Genomic DNA, 20,748 nt, shown 5'->3' on the forward strand with positions numbered 1-20,748 from the left:
ACATCTTGTTGGCACCGACATGACAACAATTGGAATCATCGGTGCAGGACACATTGGCAGCCAAGTAGCACGCAAGGCCGTGGAACTGGGCTACGACGTCGTAATCAGCAACTCGCGGGGTCCCGAAACGCTTGGCGAGTTGGTCGCGGAACTTGGGCCGAAGGCCCGTGCCGCCACGGCAGCCGAAGCGGCAGCGGCGGGCGATTTCGCCGTCGTGACCGTTCCCCTGAAGAACTACCAAAGCATCCCGACGGAGCCGCTCGAGGGCAAGGTGGTCATCGACACCAACAACTATTACTGGGAGCGCGACGGCCGCATCCCCGAGCTGGACAACGGCGAGGCAACCACGTCAGGCCTCCTCCAAAAGCACCTCCCCACCTCCAAGGTAGCCAAGGGCTTCAACCACATCTTCGCCAAGGACATCACCACCGACGGCACCCCTGCCGGGACGCCGAACCGTCGCGCACTGGCCACCGCCAGCGACTTCCCCGAAGCCGCGGAACTGGTCACCAAGCTCTACGACGAGTTCGGCTTCGACACCGTCAACATCGGCCCGCTGGAAGATAGCTGGCGCGTGGAGCGGGACCGCCCCGCATACGTGATCCGGCAAAACGCGGACGAACTCCGCGAGAACCTCGCCAAGGCAACCCGCACCGTCTAAATTCCGGAACGCACGACGGCGGGCAAGCGGCTTGCGCTTGCCCGCCGCCTTTGTTTTGGGTGCTTTGGGTTCCGGAACTTCCATCACGGCGGAGTCCAAAAAAACGACGGCGAAACGGTGTCACGAATCGGCGGCGGCGCACACATTATGGGTGGCTGCCTCCCCGATAGGCCCGGCGCATGGGCTTCCGGGGAGGCAGCTTCGCCCTAAGAGCCCCTACGCGAGGAGTCCCATGTCCACAAGAATCTCGAGCTGGCCCGCAGCAACCCCCATGTGGGTGGACCTGGGCGCAGATGATCCCGAAGCGGCGAAGGACTTCTACTCGGGCCTGTTCGGCTGGGACTTCATCTCCGGCGGCGAGGACGCGGGCGGCTACGTCCTGGCGTGTGTCGGCGGGCGTGCCGTGGCAGGACTGGGCCCCAAACAGGATCCGCAGATGCCCACCACCTGGACCACCTTTCTAGGGTCGGATGACGTCGACGTCACCGCAAAGAAGGTAACCGCAGCTGGCGGACAGCTGATCGCTCAACCGTTCGACGTGATGGATTCCGGCCGCATGGCCCTGGCCGTGGACAGTGCCGGCGCAGTGTTTGGGGTCTGGCAGGCAGGCAACCACATCGGCGCGGAACGCGTCAACGAGCATGGCGCGCTGTGCTGGAACGAGCTCCATACCCGTGACTATGCTGCAGCCCGCTCTTTCTACGCCGAGGTCTTCGATGTCAGCTACCAGGACGTGACCGAGGACGGCTTGGTCTACTCCACTATCAGGCGGCCGCTGGACGGGCGCGAAGTGGGCGGGGTCCACCATGACACCGAGCTCTCCGGGACCACACCCAACCATTGGATGACGTGGTTCGCCAGCGACTATGTGGAGGGCTCCGCCACCCGGGCCGTGGAGCTGGGTGCGACGCTCCTGGAGCCGGTCACCGATAGCCCGCTGGGACGAATGGCCGTAGTGCGGGGACCGCAGGGCGAGAAATTCGGCCTCATCGACGCTCCGCGCACCAGCGAATAGGACGCCCCGCGTACCAGCGGTAGTCAGGCCGCCGCCGGGTCCAGCGCTTCGGCGATGATTTCATGCGCGTGGGCAGCGGCCAACGGCGCGGCCAGGCGATGCACGGCCTGGAAGGTCCTGCGGACGGCGGGGCCATGCCATTCGGGCGGGAGATAGTCCGTGGGCAGGTTGGGGTCCCGGTACGGGAACCGGCGCCACATGGTCAGCATGGGGATGTAGTAGCGGAACGCGTCACGCCGCAGCTCCTCCGTGGACTGGGCCAAGGCAACGTTCGGGTCCTCACCCACGCGCTCAACCCACTGCTGCTCCGCATCCCCGTAGAGCTCAAGGAACTCGGTGAACTGGTCATCGAGTTCCTTGAGGTCCCACCACTCCGAGATTTTGGGCCGCATGGGTCCGTCAAAGACGTAGTCGCTCCGGAAAAGGTCCACGAATTCGATCAACCCACTGGCCGTGAGGCGCTCCCTGGCTTGTTCGAGTTTGTGTGCTGGCGCGATCCACACGCCGTTCGCCACCGACCCGAACCCCAAGCCGGACAACGCCGAACGCAGCTGGTGCCTGCGGTTCCGCATCGATTCCGGCACGGAGAACACGGCAAGCACCCATGTGTCCACCGGTGCAGGCTGCTCAGGGGCGAAGATGCGGCGGTCACCTTCACGGAACACATCGCTGACAGACTCCGAGATCTTGTACTTGGCAATCCCACCTTCGCGCACACTCTTCAGCACGCCCTTGGCCTTGAGCCTGGAGACAGATGACCTCACGCCCGGCGCGTCGTAGCCGAGCGAGCCCAGCATGGAAATCAGTGCGGACACCGGCAGGGCATCGCCTGCGTTCCGACCGTAGAGCCCGAAGATCGTGACGAGCAGCTGCTGGTGGCGCACCGGGGGTGCCGGGACGGCGAACATCGGAAGGATCCTCATTTCCGCGCCCCACAGTGGGCGCCAGTCCAGTTCATCATAGGTGCGGGCAGCAACCCGCCCGAGACTAGCCGGGCCATACTAAGCATGCTTACTATAGATGGACGCTGCTCGGGGGCTGTTAGTGCCCCGGAGAGTCCTTTCCGTTCAAACGATAGGAAGCACATCATGGCAGGAAATCTGGTAGCACGCTCCATCCACGACCTTACGGCCGCTGCGTGGTTCGGCGGCTCATTGATGGGGGCCATTGGTCTTAATGGGGCCGCCGCAGAAGCCAAAGATCCCACGGAGCGTACCCGGTTATCGAGCAAGGGCTGGGGAAAGTGGGCCCCTGTGCAGACAGCGGCCTTCGTCGGGCACCTCGCATCGGACCTGGCAATCGCTTGGGAGAACAAGGGCAGGATTGCGAAGCAGGACAGCGTCGCCGCCAACACCATCTATAAGACCGTGGTGACACTGGCCGGCGCTGCCGTCACTCTCTACGCAGGCGTCGTTGGCAAGAAAGTGGATGAGCTTTCCGAAGAAGGGGCAGAAGGAGCCACCGAACCTCGCGCAGGCGCTTCCGATGAGCTGAAGTCCGCCCAGAACCAACTGAAGGCGCTGCAGTGGGCCATTCCCGCATTCGCAGGCTGGGTGATCGTTCTCGGCGCCAAGCACGGTGAGATGCAGCGGCCCAAGAACATCCTGAAGGGCCTCCGCTAAGGGCTCCGAAGACCCCGCCGAGATGGCACCTAATGACAATCCGGAGCCGGCATTGTCATTAGGTGCCATCTTGCGCGGTGATCCTGCGTACGAAGTGCTCCGGCCACGGTTCCGCTGAGGTGGCTCCGCTGGGTACGTGGACGGTGGTGACCGTCCCGAAAGCCGCCACGTCCCCGCCGTCGGACGTTACTTCGAATGCCATGGTCAGCGAGGTCCGCCCCAGCGCACTGACCCGCACCGTCGCGGTGATGCGCTGGCCGAACCACAGCTTGGCTTTGTAATTGATGACTTGCTGGACCCTGGGTGCGCTGGGGAAATAGTCCGGCAGGTCCAGGGACCGGAAGAGCTCAGCTTCGGCAGCTTCCACCCAGCGCAGGATGGCCGAATTGTGTTGGTGTCCGGAGGCGTCGGTGTCTACCCACTCCACCGTTCGCTCGATGCACGCCTCCGGAAACCTGTCCACGATGCTCTATCGGGCGCTTACTGCGACGTCGTCCGGGTCCACGCCCGCCTCGGCAACCGGCACCTCGGGCTGCGGCTTGGGAATCAAGGCCACCGCTCCGGCTGCCAGCACTGCAATCCCGGCAAAGATCGCGAAGTTGGCCTCGAAAGGCAGCTTCGAGCCAGCAATCCAGCCACCGATAAGGGGTCCCGAGATGGCACCAAGCCGGGCAAAACTCAGGGCCCATCCCGTTGCGGTGCCGCGAACCTTGGCGGGATAGTAGTCGGCGATATAGCCCGTCAGGACCAAGGACGTGGAGATGGAACCAACGCCGGCGAACGCGACGAACAGCAGGTTGACCACCATGGTGTTCGGGAAGACCAACAGCATGATGCCCAGGCCGCCCAGGATGTAGAACACCACCAGGATGAGCTTCTTGCCGTACTTGTCCGCCGCCCGCCCCAGGAGCAGGCCACCGATCGCGGAAGCCAGGCTGAAGACCAGGAGGAAGGTCAGCGACGAGCCGAGGTCGTAGCCAGCCTTCTTCATGATGCTCGGCAGCCACGTGTTCAGGCCGTAGACCAGTACCAGTCCGCAGAAGAGCGAGATCCAGAAGAACACCGTGGACCGCAGGTACTTCCGCGAGAACATGGTGGTGATCGTCTTCCACCATGGGTCGGCCTGCACGCCGGCCACAGGAGCAGTCTGGACAACCGGCCGGTAGCCGCGGATGTCCAGTTTGGCTGCCAGCGCCTTGGCCTCAGCCCGCCGCCCCTTGGACTCAAGGTATTCGAGGGACTCGGGAAGGAACTTCCAAATGATGGGCAGCAGGACAACCGGTGCGGCACCGATCGCGATGACGGCGCGCCATCCACCCAAGGGAAGGACGAACAGGGCCGCAAGTGCCGCCGCCACGATGCCCAGCGAGTAGCCGGAATACATCAGGCCGTAGTTGTAGGAGCGCTTGTTTGGAGCCGAGTATTCGATGGTCAGGGCCGCGGCCACCGGGATGACACCGCCCATGCCCAGCCCACCAATGAGACGGAAGAGACCGAACAATTCAGGGGTTGGAGCCCAAGCCGCCCCAGCCTGGGTGATCGTGAAGATGACCATGGAGGCCAAGAGCATCTTCTTCCGACCCACGAGGTCACTCAGGGTGCCGATGAAGAGTGCGCCAATAAGCATGCCGATCAGGGCATATGATCCCAGGCCGCCCAGCGCGAGCGGCGAGAGGTTCCATTCCTTGTACTCCGCAAGTGCGGGAAGGACGGCACCGAGTACGCCGACGTCGTAACCCTCGGCGAGGATCGCGATCCAGCAGCAGAACAACACCAGGCCGGTTGTTTTAGTGGGTACATTCCAGTCGTTGACGGGTGCGGTTGCCATGACTACTTCACCAAGACCGATGCTGCGGCGGACTCCGGAGTCCAACGAAGGTGCGTGTTGACCTGTTCGATGTCCGCTTCCTTCAGCAGGGAAAGGCGGGGGCGTACGGCGTCAGTCCGCGAGCTCGGCGGCTTCCGCCGGCCAGCGCGGAACTGCGGGATCCATTGGGCACCAGGGCCCTGGTATTCCTGTTCAGCCGCAGCGTGCAGGGTCCACTGGGGATCGTAGAGGTGCGTGCGGCCGAGTGCGATGAGGTCCGCGCGGCCGGCGAGGAGGATCGAGTTGACGTCGTCGTAACTGGAGATAGCGCCGACGGCGATCACTGCCACGCCTGCCGGAGCGGCCACTTCCTGACGGATGCGGTCGGCGAACGGGGTCTGGTAGCTGCGCCCGAACGCGGGCTTCTCTTCCTTGGCGACCTGGCCGGTGGAGACATCCAGGCCGGCAGCGCCATGCTCGACGAATGCCTTGGCAATCGCCACGGAATCGTCGGACGTGTTGCCGCCTTCGATCCAGTCCGTCGCGGAGATGCGCACCGTCACCGGCTTGCCGGCAGGCCAAGCCGCACGAACGGCGTCGAAAACTTCCAGCGGGAACCGCAGCCGGTTCTCCAAGCTGCCGCCGTATTCGTCGGTCCGCTTGTTGGACACCGGCGAAAGGAACGAGGACAGCAGGTAACCGTGCGCGGCGTGGATTTCCAGGAGGTCGAAGCCTGCCTGTTCGGCGCGGACGGTCGAGGCAACGAACTCTGCCTTGATGGCTTCCATTCCTGCACGGTCCAGTTCAACGGGGGTCTGGTTCTCGGCGCTGTACGGCAAGGCAGAAGGGCCGACGGCGGTCCAGTTGCCGGAGTCGAGTGGCTGGTCGATGCCTTCCCACATGAGCTTGGTGGAGCCCTTGCGGCCGGAGTGGCCCAACTGGGCGCCGATCTTGGCGGTGGAACGGCCGTGCACGAAGTCCACGATCTCCTTCCAGCTATCGCGCTGGGCATCTGTGTACAGGCCGCTGCAGCCCGGGGTGATCCGGCCGGCTTCGGAAACGCAGACCATTTCGGTCATGACCAGGCCGGCGCCGCCCAGGGCCTTGGAGCCGAGGTGGACCTTGTGGAAGTCACCGGGGATACCGTCGACGGCGGAGTACATGTCCATCGGTGAGACCACGATGCGGTTCTTCAGCTCGAGGTCGCCAATGCGGAACGGCTGGAACATGGCCGGGGCAACCTCTGCGAGTCCCTGCGACGAAGCGAAGTCGCGGTCCACGGCGTCGGCGAACTCGGGGTCGCGAAGGCGCAGGTTTTCCTGGGTGATGCGGCGGCTGCGGGTGAGCAGGTTGAACGCGAACTGCGTGGGATCCTGGTCCTTGTACTGGCCGATGCGTTCGAACCATTCGAGCGAGGCCTGGGCAGCACGCTGGGTGGAAGCGACTACGGGCCGGCGTTCGGCTTCATAGGCTTCCAGGGCGTCCTGCACCGTGGAATGCTCGTGCAGGCACGCAGCCAGGGCCAAGGAGTCTTCCATGGCCAACTTGGTGCCGGAGCCGATGGAGAAGTGTGCCGTGTGCGCGGCGTCGCCGAGGAGGACCACGTTGTTATGGCGCCAGCTCTCATTCCGGACCGTGGTGAAGTTGATCCACTTGGAGTTGTTGGTGAGGACCTCGTAGCCATTCAGTTCCTCCGCGAAGATTTCGCGGATCTTGGCGATGGCCTTCTCATCGGAAACGCCGGGTGGGAAGACCTCGTTGGCGGTCTCGTCGAAGCCTGCCGCGTGCCACACGTCCTGGTGCATTTCGACGATGAACGTGGAGCCCTCATCCGAGTACGGGTATCCGTGGATCTGCATGACGCCCCACTCGGTTTCCTTCACGAAGAACTTGAAGGCCTCGAACACCTGGTCCGTGCCCAGCCACATGAACTTGTTGGTGCGGGGATCCAGGTTTGGCTTGAAGGAATCGGCATACTTGGCGCGGATCTGCGAGTTGACGCCATCCGCGGCCAGCACCAGATCGTAGGTGGCTTCGAGTTCTTCGACGGGCGGGGCCAGGGTGCTGAAGCGGACGTCCACGTTCAGCTCGATGCAGCGGCGCTGCAGCAATTCCAGCAGTTCCTTGCGGCTCATGGCAGCGAAACCTTGGCCACCAACGGTGATCATCTGGTCCTTGAAGTGGATGTCGATGTCAGACCAGCGGGCGAAACGGCGGCTCATGTACTCGGCCACGACGGGATCGGCGTTGCCGATGCCGCCCAGCGTCTCATCGGAGAATACGACGCCGAAGCCAAAGGTGTCGCTGGCAGCGTTGCGTTCCCAGAGGGTGATGTCATGCGACGGGTCCAGCTGCTTCATCAGCGCTGCGAAGTACAGGCCGCCGGGGCCGCCTCCAACGATTGCGATTTTCATGGGTGTTGCTCCTTCTCAGGCCTGGCTCTGGCCGGCGGGGGTAAGTTGTTCGGTGCTCGCGTTCGCCGTGACCAGGCCCTCGCGCAGCTTGAAATGCTGGAGTTTGCCACTGGGGTTGCGCGGCAGTTCGGTGACGAAGCGGACATCCCGGGGGTACTTGTACGGGGCGATGGTCTGCTTCACGAAATCTTGGATTTCCTTGCGCTTACCGGCGTCGCCAGTGACTCCCTCGCGCAGGACGACGAACGCGCAGACGATGCTGCCGCGTTCCTCGTCCGGAATTCCGATGACCGCGTTTTCCACCACGTCCGGGTGTTGGTCGATGGCGGTTTCAACCTCCGGCGCACCGATGTTGTAGCCGGAGGAGACGATCATGTTGTCCGAACGGGCCTGGTAGGTGAAGTACCCGTCCGCGTCCATTGCGAAGGTGTCACCCGTGACGTTCCAGCCACGGACCACGTAGTTCGCCTGGCGGGGGTCATCCAGGTAGCGGCATCCCGTAGGACCAATCACGGCCAGCCGTCCAATGTTGCCGGGGCCAAGTTCGTTGCCTTCGTTGTCCAGGATGGTGGCCCGGAATCCCGGCACCGCACGCCCAGTGGTGCCGGGGCGGATGTCATCCCCGGCAGCGGAAATGAAGACATGCAGCATTTCCGTGGCACCGATTCCGTTGACCAACCGCAGTCCAGTCGCCGTGTGGACGGCTTCCCAGGTCTCCTTGGAAAGGTGCTCCCCTGCGGAGACCGCGATGCGCAGGCCGCGAAGGAGGTCGCCGCGTTTCTCCTTGAGGATGGCGCGGTAGGCCGTGGGTGCCGTGAAAAGGATCGTGGCCCCGGCCTTCGAGGCGTGCTCGGCCAGTTCAACGGGTCCGGCCTTCTCGGTCAGGAGCGATGACGCGCCAAACCGCAGCGGGAAGACCACCAGCCCCCCAAGCCCAAAGGTAAAGGCCAGCGGAGGCGAACCGGCAAAGACATCGTCCGCGGTGGGCTGAAGGATGTACCGGGCGAAGGTGTCGGCGTTGGCCAGGATGTCCCGGTGGAAGTGCATGGTCACCTTCGGCACCCCTGTGGTGCCGGACGTCGGACCCAACAGCGCAACGTCATCGGCGGCCGTGTCCACAGCCGTGAACTTCCCACTCTTGTGCCCGCAGCGGGAGGCGAGGTCGCCGTCGTCGTCGAACCCGTTGCCGGCTCCATAGGTCAGGACGGTGACGCCATCCCCGGCGGCGATCGCGAGTTCATCCACGAACCGGTGGTCCGAAATGGCCACTACGGGCTTGGTGAGCTGGATGAGCGTGGAAACCTCGGTGGATCGCAGCATGGGCATGGTGGTGACCACGACGGCGCCTGCTTTCAGGACACCCAGCCACGCTGCAACAATCCACGGGTTGTTGGGGCCGCGCAGCAGCACACGGTTGCCGGGAACAACACCGAGATCTTCGGTGAGGACCTGCGCCACCTGGTTGGAACGCGTCTGGAGCTGGCCATAGGTCCAGACGGAGCCATCGGGTGTCCACAGGGCGGGACGGTCTGCGCCGAACTGTTCGACAGCGTCGTCGATCAGCACCGCGGCAGCATTGAGCCGCTCAGGGTATTGGAGTTCAGGAAGAGTGAATTCAAGCGCCGGCCAGGTGTCGGCGGGCGGCAGGTGGTCGCGGGTGAACGTGTCCACGTGGGCCGATGGCGTCATGCTCATGGCCGTTCCTTTCAGTGGTGCGTCGTTGAAGCTGGTGGTTGGGGGATCTCAAGCTGTTCAGGCGCCGGCCCGGATCATGCCCTCCTGGGCGACCGTGGCGAGGAGCCTTCCGTGCCGGTCGAAGAAGCGGCCCATGGCGAGGCCCCTGTTGCTTTGACCGGAAATTGCTTCTTGGGCGTACAGGATCCAGTCATCCGCGCGCCCGTCGCGGTGGAACCACATGGAGTGGTCCAGGCTGGCGGTAGCGAGTCCTGGGGTTGACCAGTTGAGGCCGTTGACCCGGAGGAGCGGCTCCAAAATCGTGTAGTCGCAAACGTAGGCGAGGGCTGTGCGGTGGAGGTCGGCATCGTCCGGCAGGGCGTCGAAGGCCTTAACCCAGATGGCTTGCTGGGGCACCGCGCCGCCCTCCAACTTGATGTATACCGGACCGGGAATATGGCGCATATCGAAGCTGCGACCCGTGGACCAATAGTCTGCGGCCGGACCGTCAATTCCGTCCAGCACTTCGGCTGCCGTCCGCAGTGATTCAGGATCGACGGCGGCAGGTGCCTCGGGCTGGAAGTCCGGTCCGTCTTCGGGGACCTGGAAGGAACCCATTGCGGCATATACGGGTTTGCCGTTCTGGAAGCCCCGCACCGTGCGGGTGGAGTAGCCGCGGCCATCGCGCAGGCGCTCCACTTCGTACCGGACACTGGAGCCGATATCCACCGGACGCATGAAGTAGCTGTGCATCGAGTGCAGGTCCCTGTCAGCATCAACGGACCGCATCATTGCGGCCGCGGCCTGTGCCACCATGTCTCCACCGTAGGCTTTTGGCCACGGCACGTACTGGGTGGTTGCTTCATAGGCTTCGTCGAAGACCTGGGGCTCGGTGGCGGTAAGTTCCACCGCTTTGAGGAAGGTCTCCGAGGTGAGGGTTCCAGTGATCATGGCTTAGGCCCGGCGGTAGTCTGCGAGGGTTTCGTCGGCGACGTCTTCGAGGTTGACCACGAGGTTCTCCGGCGTCCGTGCCGTGAGCCAGACGAGTTCTTCCGTGATGGACATGTTGGCTTCAACGTGCGGCATGAACGGCGGCACGAACACCCAGTCGCCGGCCTTCATGTCGATGAACTCCGAGTAGTTCTCGCCGAAGTAGATCCGACCATGGCCACGAAGGACGTAGCCGCCGGTCTCAGCCTCGCCGTGGTGGTGCGGCAGGGAGCGGTAGCCGGGGGTGTTGGACACCTGGCCGAACCAAATCTTGGTTGCCGGGGTGTGCTGGATGCTGACGCCCGAAACACGGATGCAGTCTCCGGACTGGGCAGTATTGGTGTCTTCAGCTCCGGAGCGGGTGACGACCGGAACAACCTTGCCATCAGGCTGGGCGTAGATGGAGTTGTCGCCTTCGAGGACGTATTCAGTGGTGGTCTGGCTCATTGGTCTCTCCTTTGAATGGGTTGTATCAGGCGTTTACAGGGACGGGGGCATGGATCCGGAACTGGTTCTCCAGCCGGCCAATCCCATCGATTTCGGTGGTGAGCACGTCACCGTCCTGGAGGAAGCGCGGCGGAGTCATTCCCATGCCCACTCCCCCGGGCGTTCCCGTGAGGACGAGGTCGCCAGGGCGCAGGATGGTGAACTGCGAGATATAGGACAGGAGTTGCGCGGGGCCAAACACCAAGGTGCTGGTGTTGCCGTTTTGGACGAGCTCGCCGTTGACGTAGCCCCTGACCTGGAAGTGTTCACCCGCCTCGTCCGCGGTGACCAGGACTGGGCCCACCGGAGTGGTTCCGTCCCAAGCCTTGCCCTGGAACCACTGCAGCGTCCGGTTTTGCCAGTCGCGCATGGAAACGTCGTTCGCCACCGTGTACCCGGCGATGCCCTGCCGGGCTTGGTCCTCATCGGCGTGGAACAGTTCAGAGCCGACGACGACGGCCAGCTCGGCTTCCCAGTCGACGCGGCCACTGCCGTGGACTTCTACAGGGTCGGTGGCCCCAACGAGGGTGTCCGCGTACTTGGCGAACAGGGTGGGGAACTCGGGGAGTTCACGGCCCATTTCCTGGATGTGGTCACCGTAGTTCAGGCCGCAGCAAATCACTTTGCCGGCGCGGGGCAGGAGCGGTGCCAGATCGGCGTCGGCTGACTGAATCACAGTCTGCTCCGTCGAGGCCGCGGCATCCTCCACCACGGACCGCCACTCAGGCTGGGCCAGGAGTGCGCCCACATCGCTGGCTGGCAGCGCAAGGTAAGAGTCGGCGCCCGTGGCGAGTGCCGCCGTCGTACCTCCGTTTGCCGTGCGCAGGGTGGCGAGTTTCATGTGCTGGGTTCCCTTCGAGTTTTGTGATGTGTCGACTTTTTTACGATCGTCACATATGCTCAACGTAGCACGAGAGAAATGATCTGCACAGAGGCTTTCCAAAAGTTTTTGCAGCCGCCACAACGAGGAGGAACAGCATGAGCCACCAGACGATCAACCCCGAATCCCTGCCTAAGCCCTCAGGTTTCGCGCACGGCATCCTGGCCGGCAACACCGTGTTCCTGGGCGGACAAACCGCGCTGGACAAGAACATGAACATCGTTCCCGGCGGCATCGTGGAGCAGTTCACGCAGGCCTTCACCAACGTTCTGACGACGCTGCGCGAGGCCGGGGGTCAGCCTGAGGACCTGGTCAACGTGACCATCTACCTCACGGACGTGGACGACTACATGGCAAACGGCCGCGAAATCGGACGCATCTGGCGTGAAATGGCGGGCTCGCAGTACCCCGCGATGGCCGGTATCGGCGTCACGAGGTTGTGGCAGAAAGAAGCCCTGATCGAAATCCAGGGCATCGCGGTTATTCCGGAGCGCTAAGCCCGGTAGGCCAAGTCTGTGGGACGTGCGGGTTCAGATGCCGCTTTCGGCATCGAGGCGGCCCGCGCGGACTGCGCGCGCCAACTCCGCATGGTCCTTCTCGGTCTGGTCTGCGTAGTGCCTCGCCCATCCCGCCAGTGCTTTTTCGAACAGCTCTGAACGGCCCAGGTAGCCCGCGATGAATGCGGTGCCGGGAGTTTGGGAGTGGGCCCGGGCGAGCACACCCCCGCACAGCTGGGCATAGTCGGCCAGTGCCCCCGGGCCCAACTGATCCACGGCGAAGGACCCCTTCATGTCGCGGAATTGACGGACGAAGTAGTCCCGAGGCTGACCATCGGCCTCGACCGCGTTGCCCACCCATCCGAGGAACGGATCGGATTGTGCCTGCATGATCCTCTGGCCGGCCACGGTTCGGTAGCCTTGGCCGAAGCTGGTCAGCAACCGGACAACATCTGAGGATGGTCGGGAGCCTCCATGGCTCTCCAGCACGGAACGCTGCACCTCTTTTGCTTGCAGGAACAAGGGCTCCTCCGATGGGCCCAGCATGAGGATCACCCAACAACGGGTTCCGACGCTACCCACTCCGACCACCCGCAACGCTACGTCCACCAGCCGGTACTGGCTTACCAGCACTGCAGTATCGGCACGCAACGAATCCCGATACTGGTCAAAGAGTGCGCTCACTCGATCCAGCGTTGTAGTTTCAGGGTGGTAGACCAACGGCCACTGGTCGACGATCCTCCGCTCCCCCTGGACTGTCTCCGTAGTCATCTTGGCCAAAACCTGTTCGGAGGTCCGCCTCTTGGCCTTCTCGACGTCCTTCTCCAGGATGTTTTTCCTGGAAAGCCTCCCGGACGACATGGTTGCCATGAGCACGTCCATATCGACGTGGAAGTAGTACCTCTCTGCGGCCGTACCCTCGAACAACCTCCGCATCGCCACCCGGTACCCCCTCGCCGAAGCCTCAGCAGCCGTTTGGCATTGTTCCTCAGAGTGGCCGCTGTTGCGTCCGCTCAGCCAGATACTTGCTGCCAGCCTCTTGACGTCCCACTCCCATGGAGCGGGAAAGACCTCGTCAAAGTCGTTGAGATCGAAGACCAAGCGCCGCTCGGGTGACGCGTACAGCCCAAAATTTGCCAGATGGGCGTCGCCGCAAGCCACCACCTGATGCCCGGAGGTCGCTTCGAGGGACAGGTCCCCGGCCATGACAGCCGCGGCACCCCGAAAAAAGGCGAAAGGCGTCTGCACCATCCGGCCCACCCGCACGGGAACAAGGTGCGCCAGCCGGGAAGCGTGCTGTTCCTCAAGAATCGATACCGGGCTGCGGTCCGGCGTCGAGAACCTTCCCTGGGCGCTCCGCGGCAAGGCCTCCCGGGCGGCTTTGCCCCTGGCGCGGTCTTGGTCGACTGGACTCCACGTACCACTGACGAGCGGACTCATGCCCCAAGTGTGGCATCCGGGTCGTCTTGGGTGAACCATGTCCCTATGGGATCTGTCACTGAATATCTGGAAAGCGTTACCCCTGGCAACCGGCCGATACTGGAACGGATAGTGGGTATCGCGCGCGAACTCGCGCCGGAGGCCGAGGAAGGTGTCAGCTACGGTATGCCCGCGCTGCTCGTGGACGGGAAGGGGTTCGTGAGCGTGCTCGAGACGAAGAAGCACCTGGCTCTGTACCCGTTCAGCGGGCAGATCCTGCCGACAATGTCGGAGGAGCTAGGCGGGTACTCGTGGTCGCCGGGGACGCTGCGGTTCTCGGCGGATAATCCCGTGCCCGACTCAATGGTGCGCCGCATCTTGGAGACGCGGCTGGCGGCGATCCGGAGCTAGTTCGTCAAGGTCTAGTGCTTAGCGGAGACATCCTGGGATATTGCGTTGGCTGCGGCCACGACTTCCTGGCGCACGGAATCCAGGTACTTCTCCGGGTCTGGCTGCGCTGCGACCGCCTGGGCCTGCAGTGACACGTTGATGGCCGCGACGTTGTCCCCGTTGTTGTGGTTGAACACCGGCGCCGCGATGGACATGAGGCCCAGTTCCAGCTCCTGATCGAGCAGGCACCAGCCTTGCGCACGGACACGCTCGACGGCGGCCCTCAAGTCGGGCACGCTGGCGACGGTTCGCGGCGTGAGCGGGGTGAGTTCCGCCGTCGAAAGGTAGGCCTCAAACTTGGCCTGCGGCAATCCGGCGAGCAGGACGCGACCCATGGATGTGGCATACGCCGGGAATCGGGTGCCGACCGTGATGCCGACGTTCATGATCCGGCGGGTAGCAACGCGTGCCACGTAGAAGATGTCCGGACCGTCCAGAACCGCGGCCGAGGTGGACTCCCCCAGCTTCAGGCTGAGCTGCTCGAGGTGGGGCTGCACCAATTGCGGAAGGGAGAGTGCCGACAGGTAGGAGTAGCCCAGCTGCAACACCTTGGCCGTGAGCGCGAAGGTCTTGCCGTCGGTGCGGACATAGCCCAGCTCAACCAACGTGTGCAGGAACCTCCGTGCCGTGGCGCGGGTCAGGTCGGTCCGGGCAGCGACTTCGCTCAGTGTCATCACCGGGTTATTCGCGTCGAACGCCCGGATGACGGCGAGTCCGCGTGCCAGCGACTGCACGTACTGGTCGCTGGCCTGCGGGGTAACTGCGGAGTCGGTCATGGTTACCAATCCTAGGGGTCGTTGCGGGGCCCGCTTTGCACCCTCAGCGGGGCAAATAACGCGCAGAGCGGGCCCCACAACGCGAGGGGGCCACCTTGCGAGGCCTACTCTGCGCCCCAAACTCACGAACAAGCATGCAGAGCGGGCCCCACAACGCGAGGGGGCCACCTTGCGAGGCCTACTCTGCCTTTTTCAAGGGCAGCGGCACGAGCTCCTGGATTTCCTCGAAGGTACAGCCGAAGGTTTCGCGGACCGTGACGCCGTCGGGGCCGGTGAGGAACACGGCTTTATCCGTGTACACGCGGGTCACGCAGCCGACGCCTGTGAGCGGGTAAGTGCACTGTTCTACGAGCTTGGACACGCCTTCGCGCGTCAGCAAGGTCATCATCACGAAGACGTCCTTGGCGCCCGTGGCCAGGTCCATCGCGCCACCCACGGCGGGGATCGCGTCCGGGGCCCCGGTGTGCCAGTTGGCGAGATCTCCTGCTGCGGAGACCTGGAACGCGCCGAGCACGCAGATGTCCAGGTGACCGCCCCGCATGATCGCGAATGAGTCAGCATGGTGGAAGTAGGACGCCCCGGGCAGTTCGGTGACGGGTATCTTGCCCGCGTTGATCAGGTCGCCGTCGATCTCGTCTCCCTCAGCGGCCGGGCCCATGCCTAGCATCCCGTTCTCCGTGTGGAGCGTGATGTTCTGTTCCTCGGTGAGGTAGTTCGACACCAGGGTGGGCTGGCCGATGCCCAGGTTCACGAAGGAACCCGGAGCGATGTCGCGGGCCACCAACTGGGCGAGTTCGTCGCGTCCCAGCGGCTTTTCAGAGGTTTGGATGCTCGTCTGCGTGCCCATGATCAGGCCACCTTTCCGTTCGTAGCAGCGGAGTCAACGCGCACCACGCTGTTGACGTAAATCCCCGGCGTCACCACGTTCTCCGGATCCAACGAACCGGTCGGCACGATCTCCGAGACCTGCACGATGGTCTGCTTTGCTGCCGCAGCCATGATGGGACCGAAGTTCCGGGCGGTCTTGCGGTAGACCAGGTTGCCCTTGCCGTCGGCCTTGAGTGCCTTGATCAGGGCGACGTCGGCGTGGATCGGGGTTTCGAACACCTGCCACTTCCCATCCAGCAACCGGGTTTCCTTGCCCTCGGCCAACGTGGTGCCGTAGCCCGTGGGTGTGAAGAACCCGCCGATACCAGCCCCAGCCGCACGGATGCGCTCGGCCAGGTTGCCCTGTGGAACCAGTTCCAGCTCGATCTCCCCAGCATGGTACTTGGTGTCGAAGTGCCAGGAATCGGATTGCCGCGGGAAGGAACAGATCATCTTGCGGACCCGGCCTTCCTTGATCAACAACGCCAGGCCCTGGTCGCCCTGGCCGGCGTTGTTGTTCACCACGGTCAGGTCCTTCGCGCCACAATCCATCAGCGCGTCGATCAGTTCGAACGGCTGCCCGGCGTTACCGAACCCGCCGATCATTACTGTGGAACCGTCCTTGATCCCGGCGACAGCCTCGCCGACAGTGTCTATGAAATTCAGCATCGCCCTTAGCCCTTCACTGAAGCTGTTACGTTTTCGAGCACCACGGCCAGGCCTTGGCCCACGCCGATGCAGATCGCCGCAACGCCCCAGCGCTGGCCGGAGGCCTGCAGGGAACGGGCCAGCGTGCCCAGGATGCGGGTACCGGAAGCGCCGAGAGGATGGCCCATCGCAATCGCGCCGCCGTGACGGTTCACGATTGCGGGGTCAATCCCCCACGCGTCAACGCACGCCAGCGACTGCGCGGCGAACGCTTCGTTAAGTTCGACGGCGCCCACCTGGTCCCAGCCGATGCCCGCCTTCGCGAGGGCCTTGTTCGCGGCCTCCACGGGCGCGTAGCCGAAGAACTGGGGATCGTTGCCGTGCGCACCACGGCCTGCGATGCGGGCCAAGGGATCCAAGCCAAGGATCCCCGACGCAGCCTCGGAACCGATCCACGCAGCCGAAGCACCATCGGACAAAGGCGAGGCGTTCCCGGCGGTGACCGTGCCGCCGTCGGGCCCGTCTGACTCAGCCCTGAACACCGTCTTCAAACCGGCCAGCTTCTCCGCAGACGAACCAGCGCGGATGCCCTCATCACGCATCAAGTCCGTACCGGGGACCGCGGTCACCAGGTTGTCGTAGAAGCCTTCATTCCACGCAGCGTCGGCCAGGTTGTGTGAATCTGCCGCAAAAGCATCCTGCCGCTCACGGGTGATCCCGTACTTCTCGCGGAGGCGTTCGGTGGCCTCGCCCAGGGAGATGGTCCAGTCCTTGTTCATGGCAGGGTTCACCAGGCGCCAACCGAGCGTGGTGGACGCCAAGGTCATGTCCCCGGCCGGGTAGGGCTTGGAGGTCTTGGGCAAAACCCACGGCGCACGGCTCATGGATTCCGCGCCACCCACCAGCATCAGTTCGGCGTCGCCTGCGTTGATCTGCCGCGAAGCGATGATGGCAGCATCCAGGGAGGAGCCGCAGAGACGGTTCACCGTGGTGCCCGGAATGGAGACCGGCAGGCCTGCCAGGAGGGTGGCCATGCGGGCAACGTTGCGGTTTTCCTCGCCGGCACCGTTGGCGTTGCCAAACACCACCTCATCGATCCGCTCAACATCCAGCCCCGGCGCCCGCTTCACGGACTCACGGACCACGTGGGCAGCAAGGTCATCGGGACGGACAGCGGCAAGGCCGGAGCCGAACTTGCCAAAGGGCGTGCGCACGGCGTCGTACACAAAAGCCTGATTCATGGGGTTTCCTCTGGATTCTGTAGTTCCAAGTAGCTAAGTTGCTCAACCGCTAGTTGGCGGGTGGATTAGTTGGGTTCGGACGCGTCGATCTCGGCGAAGACCTTCTGGGCCGTCTTGAACGCTGAATTGGCCGACGGCACACTGCAATAAATGGCGGTCTGCAGCAGGATTTCCTTGATCTCGTCCCTGCTGAGGCCGTTGTTGAGTGCCGCCCGGACGTGCATGGCCAGCTCCTCCCAGTGCCCGTGCGCCACCAGGGCCGTGAGAGTGACCGCGGAACGCATCTGCCGGCTAAGTCCTGGCCGCGTCCAGATGCCGCCCCAGGCGATCCTGGTGATCATGTCCTGGTAGTCCTCGGTGAAGGAATCCTTGTTGGCATTCGCCCGGTCCACATGGGTGTCGCCAAGCACTTCGCGCCGGACAACCATGCCGGCGTCGTAAATGTCCTGTGCGGTAGCGTCCGCCTGGACGGCACCGTTCCGTACTGCGTCGTTGTGCTCAGAAAATGTCATCGTCCGTTCTCCTTCATGAAGGTCCGCATCAGCCCGGCCACCACGGCCGGTGCTTCTGCTGGCGCAAGGTGACCGACGCCGTCGAGCGCTTCCGCCACGGCGAAACCGCCGCCCGCCCGAATGCCGGCGGCGGTCTCTTCCGCCATGGACGGCGGCGCCACAGTGTCCTCGGCGCCGGCGATCGCCTGCGTGGGGACGGTGATGCTCCCGAGCTGCTCGCGGACATCGAAAGCGGCCAGGGCTTCGCAGCAGAACGAGTAGCCGAAGCGGTCGGCGTCGCGAAGTGCGTGCAGGAGTCGGCTGCTGATCTCCGGCTGACGGTCCATGAATCCGGCGCCAAACCAACGCTCAGCGGAGCCTTGGATCATCACCGGCGTCCCCAGTTTGCGGACAGTTTCAGCCCGTTCCAACCAACCCTCCGGTGTGCCGAGCTTGGGTCCGGAGCACTGGACTGACAAGCTGCGGAGGCGGTCGCCGTGCTTGATGCCGAGCTGCAGGCCGGTGGCCCCGCCCAGCGAGACGCCAGCGTAGTGGAACTTTGATCCGGGCGAAACCGAATCGACAAGATCGACGACGGCGTCCGCCAGTTCCGCGACATCGAAACCTTCGGTGGTGGTCGGCGAGATGCCGTGGCCGGGGAGGTCCCAGCCGATGACGTCGTACTCATCGCCGAGAAGGGCTGCGGTTTCTGTCCAGAGCACGGTGGATGTGCCCAGCGACGGGCCAACAACCAGAAGCGGTTTGGCTCCCAGTTCCCGCTGCGGAGACAGCAGCACTGCCTTGACTGTTGGCTTAGCCACGCGTGGTTCCTTTCGTGGAGGTGAATTCGGGGTAGGCGGCGAGGATCCGGCGGCTGATCTCCTGAGCTTCGCCCAGGTAGCTTGCGGGGTCCAGGAGCGCCTCAAGTTCGGCGTCGGAGAGCTTGTCAGACGGCACCGCCTCGCGCAGCAGCTTGCGGTAGGTGTCCGCCTGCTCGGGAGCCGGCGCGGTGAGGGTTTCGTCGACGACGACCTGCAGCTTTTGCTTGCCGTCCTCGCCCAGGAGAGGTGCGACGGCGGCCACCAAGCCTTCGCTGAGGAGCAGCGGTCCCGAAATGTCGAGGTTCCGGCGCATCGCATCGGGGAAAACGCGCAAGCCTTCCGTGAGTTCGCGGAGGTGGCCGGCCGCACCGGCAGCCAGTGCCAGCAACTGGCGGAGGGCGGGCCATTCGCTGTGCCAGGCGCCGTCCGGACGTTCGTCGTTGAAGGTGGCGGCAGCGAGATGGAGTTGAGAGGCGAGGCCGGGTGCCTGCAACGCCGCGCTGCGGATCAGCACGGACAGTACGGGGTTCTGCTTCTGCGGCATGGCCGAGGAAACACCGCGCCCGGCGGCCAAGGGTTCGCCGAGTTCGGCAACCTCCGGCCGGCTCAGGAACAGGAGGTCCGCGGCGATCTTCCCGAAGGAGTCGATCAGGGCAGCGAGTCCGTCGCCTAATGACGTGACGGCCAAGCGGTTGGTGTGCCAGGGAGCGGCAGCGGGTGCGAGGTCCAGTTGGGCGGCCAACGCATCCGCCAAAGCGAACGGCGTAGATGCAGAACCAGCCGTCAGCTTGTTCGCCGACGCCAACGTCCCGCCGGCCCCGCCGAACTGGATCGGAATCTCCACCGATTCCAGTCGCCGGGAAGCTGCGGCCACACCCTGGAACCACTGCCCAGCCCTGAGCCCGAACGTATAGGGAAGCGCATGCTGCGTCAGGCTCCTGCCTACGCACAGCGTGTCCGCATGCTGTTCCACCAAAGTGGCGAGCGCCGTCGTCGTACCTTTGACGTCAACCAGCAGCGCGGAAACGGTGCGGCTGGCCAGCAGCATCAGTGCGGAGTCGAGGACGTCCTGGCTGGTCAGGGAGGTGTGCACTGCGGAGGCCGCGCCGAGTCCGGCAGTGTCCAGCTCGCGGACGCGCGCACGGAGGTCCCCGAGCAGCGGAATGACCGGGTTCCCTCCACCCTGCGCACGCTCCGCAAGCGAAGCAACGTCGTAGGAGCCGGGGTCGGCGGCTTCGGCCACCACGGCGGCGGATCCGGCGGGGACCAGCCCCGCCTCCTCGAGGACGGCCGCCCAGGCGGCTTCGACGTCGAGGATTGCCGCGATCACTGCTCGGTCGCCCGTCAACGCCGTCACAGCGGTCGACGCCGAGACAGGACTAAGGAGGCCGAAGTCGCCGCCGGTCATGGGGTTGCCAGGTCCAAAGAACCGTCCTGCTGGAAGTCCAGGAACACGGTTTCGTCCCCACCCTGCAGGCGGATGTCCCAGGTGAGGCCGCCGTCGGGATCGCGGCGTGCGATCAGCGTCTTGCGGCGTTCGGGATCGAGGGAGCTCAGCAGAGGATCGTTGGCCAGCGCTTCCTCGTTTTCCGGCAGGTACACGCGGGTGAAGAGGCGGTTCATGAGGCCGCGGGCGAAGACGGCTACGGAGATGAACGCGGCAGCGCCGGACTTAACCGGCCCGGGGTTGACCGTGGTGAAGGTGTACACGCCGGAGTTGCCCACGGAGCTGCGGCCCCATCCGGTGAACGTGTAGCCATCGCGGACCAGGGACCCGGTGCGCTGGACGATGTTTCCATCGGAGTCCGGCTGCCAGATCTCCAGGATGGCGTCCGGAATAGTGCTCCCGGCGCCGTCATAGACCGTACCTTGGAGGCGGATGCTTCCGGGGCTGCCCGGTGCCAGGAGTTCGTTGTCCTTATTAAAAGGAAGGGCGTAGCCGTAGAAGGGGCCAACGGTCTGACCCGGTGTGGGTGCCAGCTTGCTCAT

General features: G+C 64.2%; 22 protein-coding genes. 5 read left to right on the forward strand and 17 right to left on the reverse strand.

The genetic code is table 11. The annotated features are described in order from the left end of the window. Nucleotides 1-19: 19 nt before the first annotated feature. The gene (locus J2Y68_RS10395; RefSeq protein WP_309992978.1) at nucleotides 20-661 is read left to right on the forward strand and encodes an NADPH-dependent F420 reductase; all 642 of its coding nucleotides are present in this window, start codon (nucleotides 20-22) and stop codon (nucleotides 659-661) included. 232 nt (nucleotides 662-893) lie between these two features. Next, a complete protein-coding gene (locus tag J2Y68_RS10400; protein WP_309992980.1) occupies nucleotides 894-1,676 on the forward strand; it encodes a VOC family protein in 783 nt (260 codons plus the stop codon). A gap of 23 nt (nucleotides 1,677-1,699) precedes the next feature. Here J2Y68_RS10400 and J2Y68_RS10405 read toward each other — a convergent pair whose 3' ends face one another. Continuing rightward, nucleotides 1,700-2,599 (reverse strand): PaaX family transcriptional regulator, encoded by a 900-nt coding sequence (locus J2Y68_RS10405; RefSeq protein ID WP_309992983.1) that lies wholly within the window; start codon nucleotides 2,597-2,599, stop codon nucleotides 1,700-1,702. A 165-nt stretch (nucleotides 2,600-2,764) separates the two neighbouring features. Here J2Y68_RS10405 and J2Y68_RS10410 point away from each other — a divergent pair, with 165 nt between their 5' ends. Then, on the forward strand, nucleotides 2,765-3,298 hold the full coding sequence (locus J2Y68_RS10410) for an ABC transporter permease family protein (RefSeq protein WP_309992986.1): 534 nt from the start codon (nucleotides 2,765-2,767) through the stop codon (nucleotides 3,296-3,298). Between the two features lie 58 nt (nucleotides 3,299-3,356). Here J2Y68_RS10410 and J2Y68_RS10415 read toward each other — a convergent pair whose 3' ends face one another. Genes J2Y68_RS10415 through J2Y68_RS10445 form a run of 7 tightly spaced genes read right to left on the reverse strand, consistent with a single transcriptional unit; the run spans nucleotide 3,357 to nucleotide 11,510 of the window. Next, complete coding sequence (locus J2Y68_RS10415) at nucleotides 3,357-3,761, reverse strand: acyl-CoA thioesterase (protein ID WP_309992989.1); 405 nt, start codon at nucleotides 3,759-3,761, stop codon at nucleotides 3,357-3,359. Nucleotides 3,762-3,767: 6 nt separating this feature from the next. Continuing rightward, nucleotides 3,768-5,126: an MFS transporter gene (locus J2Y68_RS10420; protein WP_309992991.1), complete on the reverse strand. Its 1,359-nt coding sequence runs from the start codon at nucleotides 5,124-5,126 to the stop codon at nucleotides 3,768-3,770. A gap of 2 nt (nucleotides 5,127-5,128) precedes the next feature. Then, nucleotides 5,129-7,519 (reverse strand): bifunctional salicylyl-CoA 5-hydroxylase/oxidoreductase, encoded by a 2,391-nt coding sequence (locus J2Y68_RS10425; RefSeq protein ID WP_309992994.1) that lies wholly within the window; start codon nucleotides 7,517-7,519, stop codon nucleotides 5,129-5,131. Between the two features lie 15 nt (nucleotides 7,520-7,534). Next, nucleotides 7,535-9,214, reverse strand: a complete 1,680-nt coding sequence (locus J2Y68_RS10430; protein ID WP_309992996.1) for an AMP-binding protein — start codon at nucleotides 9,212-9,214, stop codon at nucleotides 7,535-7,537. A 57-nt stretch (nucleotides 9,215-9,271) separates the two neighbouring features. Further along, nucleotides 9,272-10,144: an acyl-CoA thioesterase gene (locus J2Y68_RS10435; protein WP_309992998.1), complete on the reverse strand. Its 873-nt coding sequence runs from the start codon at nucleotides 10,142-10,144 to the stop codon at nucleotides 9,272-9,274. Between the two features lie 3 nt (nucleotides 10,145-10,147). Then, complete coding sequence (locus tag J2Y68_RS10440; protein ID WP_309993002.1) at nucleotides 10,148-10,630, reverse strand: cupin domain-containing protein; 483 nt, start codon at nucleotides 10,628-10,630, stop codon at nucleotides 10,148-10,150. Nucleotides 10,631-10,655: 25 nt separating this feature from the next. Then, nucleotides 10,656-11,510 (reverse strand): fumarylacetoacetate hydrolase family protein, encoded by an 855-nt coding sequence (locus J2Y68_RS10445; RefSeq protein ID WP_309993004.1) that lies wholly within the window; start codon nucleotides 11,508-11,510, stop codon nucleotides 10,656-10,658. Nucleotides 11,511-11,647: 137 nt separating this feature from the next. Between J2Y68_RS10445 and J2Y68_RS10450 the strand changes: the two genes are divergently transcribed. Next, a complete protein-coding gene (locus J2Y68_RS10450; RefSeq protein ID WP_144648759.1) occupies nucleotides 11,648-12,046 on the forward strand; it encodes a RidA family protein in 399 nt (132 codons plus the stop codon). A 33-nt stretch (nucleotides 12,047-12,079) separates the two neighbouring features. Here J2Y68_RS10450 and J2Y68_RS10455 read toward each other — a convergent pair whose 3' ends face one another. Beyond that, nucleotides 12,080-13,486 carry a DUF2252 domain-containing protein gene (locus tag J2Y68_RS10455; protein ID WP_309993006.1) on the reverse strand — a complete coding sequence of 469 codons (1,407 nt, stop codon included), beginning with the start codon at nucleotides 13,484-13,486 and terminating at the stop codon, nucleotides 12,080-12,082. A gap of 45 nt (nucleotides 13,487-13,531) precedes the next feature. On the opposite strand from J2Y68_RS10455, the gene J2Y68_RS10460 reads away from it, so the two are divergent. Beyond that, nucleotides 13,532-13,876 carry an iron chaperone gene (locus tag J2Y68_RS10460; RefSeq protein ID WP_309993008.1) on the forward strand — a complete coding sequence of 115 codons (345 nt, stop codon included), beginning with the start codon at nucleotides 13,532-13,534 and terminating at the stop codon, nucleotides 13,874-13,876. A gap of 11 nt (nucleotides 13,877-13,887) precedes the next feature. On the opposite strand, the gene J2Y68_RS10465 is transcribed toward J2Y68_RS10460, so the two are convergent. The 8 genes from J2Y68_RS10465 to pcaG all read right to left on the reverse strand — a co-directional run bounded on the left by J2Y68_RS10465 (nucleotide 13,888) and on the right by pcaG (nucleotide 20,748). Beyond that, a complete protein-coding gene (locus J2Y68_RS10465; protein ID WP_309993009.1) occupies nucleotides 13,888-14,691 on the reverse strand; it encodes an IclR family transcriptional regulator domain-containing protein in 804 nt (267 codons plus the stop codon). Nucleotides 14,692-14,869: 178 nt separating this feature from the next. Then, nucleotides 14,870-15,538: a 3-oxoacid CoA-transferase subunit B gene (locus J2Y68_RS10470; RefSeq protein WP_309993010.1), complete on the reverse strand. Its 669-nt coding sequence runs from the start codon at nucleotides 15,536-15,538 to the stop codon at nucleotides 14,870-14,872. Between the two features lie 2 nt (nucleotides 15,539-15,540). Further along, nucleotides 15,541-16,227 (reverse strand): 3-oxoacid CoA-transferase subunit A, encoded by a 687-nt coding sequence (locus tag J2Y68_RS10475; protein WP_309993011.1) that lies wholly within the window; start codon nucleotides 16,225-16,227, stop codon nucleotides 15,541-15,543. A gap of 5 nt (nucleotides 16,228-16,232) precedes the next feature. Continuing rightward, nucleotides 16,233-17,447, reverse strand: coding sequence for a thiolase family protein (locus J2Y68_RS10480; protein ID WP_309993013.1), 1,215 nt, complete (start codon nucleotides 17,445-17,447; stop codon nucleotides 16,233-16,235). A gap of 65 nt (nucleotides 17,448-17,512) precedes the next feature. Then, a complete protein-coding gene (gene pcaC / locus J2Y68_RS10485; RefSeq protein ID WP_309993016.1) occupies nucleotides 17,513-17,959 on the reverse strand; it encodes a 4-carboxymuconolactone decarboxylase in 447 nt (148 codons plus the stop codon). Next, complete coding sequence (locus J2Y68_RS10490; RefSeq protein ID WP_309993017.1) at nucleotides 17,956-18,759, reverse strand: alpha/beta fold hydrolase; 804 nt, start codon at nucleotides 18,757-18,759, stop codon at nucleotides 17,956-17,958. The genes pcaC and J2Y68_RS10490 overlap by 4 nt, the downstream gene beginning before the upstream one ends. After that, entirely contained in the window at nucleotides 18,752-20,167 is a 1,416-nt protein-coding gene (locus J2Y68_RS10495; RefSeq protein WP_309993019.1) for a lyase family protein, read from the reverse strand. The genes J2Y68_RS10490 and J2Y68_RS10495 overlap by 8 nt, the downstream gene beginning before the upstream one ends. After that, entirely contained in the window at nucleotides 20,164-20,748 is a 585-nt protein-coding gene (gene pcaG / locus J2Y68_RS10500; protein ID WP_309993021.1) for a protocatechuate 3,4-dioxygenase subunit alpha, read from the reverse strand. The genes J2Y68_RS10495 and pcaG overlap by 4 nt, the downstream gene beginning before the upstream one ends.

Origin of the sequence: Paenarthrobacter nitroguajacolicus (assembly GCF_031455195.1) — a bacterium.
GTDB classification, from domain to species: domain Bacteria; phylum Actinomycetota; class Actinomycetes; order Actinomycetales; family Micrococcaceae; genus Arthrobacter; species Arthrobacter nitroguajacolicus_D.